This window comes from Pseudoalteromonas sp. S4492, from assembly GCF_005886115.1.
GTDB classification, from domain to species: Bacteria; Pseudomonadota; Gammaproteobacteria; order Enterobacterales; family Alteromonadaceae; genus Pseudoalteromonas; species Pseudoalteromonas gelatinilytica.
On sequence record NZ_PNCP01000104.1, the window covers coordinates 1 to 520 of the forward strand.

At 43.5% G+C, this 520-nt stretch carries 1 protein-coding gene; it reads right to left on the reverse strand.

The window, feature by feature from the left end; all coding sequences use genetic code 11:
• Window positions 1-306: DDE-type integrase/transposase/recombinase (locus CWC28_RS21995; RefSeq protein ID WP_171038333.1), on the reverse strand; the 306-nt coding region annotated here is incomplete at its 3' end.
• Window positions 307-520 lie beyond the last annotated feature (214 nt).

Consider the following 520-nt stretch of genomic DNA (forward strand, 5'->3'; position numbering starts at 1 on the left):
AGGTTTGCGTGCTGACCATGCTTTTCTCAGTGTTTTAATAACTAACTCGGCGTTGTTTATCCGGCTTGTTACCCAGCCAACAACCTTACGAGAGTACAAATCAAGAACGACGCACAAATACTGCCAACCATCTTTACAGCGTACTTGTGTGATATCTGATACCCACACGGTATTTGCTGCATCAACATTAAATTGGCGTCGTAATAAATTACTCGATTTGATTGTACCTTCTTTCTTCGCGCGGCTTGTATAGCGTCTCTTACCTGATTTTGAACGATAGCCAACGCTTTGTAATAGTCTCTGCACACGCCCTTTACTGCAATCAAAACCATGCGCTACCGCTGCCTCCCAGAGCTTCCTATAACCAGGAATACAGTGCTCCTGGTCGCTAATATGCTTTAGAAACTTAAGTAACGAACTGTTCTCTTTATGGCGTGTGCTAGGTAATTGCTTTAACCATTTATAATACCCAGCTGGCGACACAGATAACCAACTGCACAACTTCTTCACTGTGCGTTTG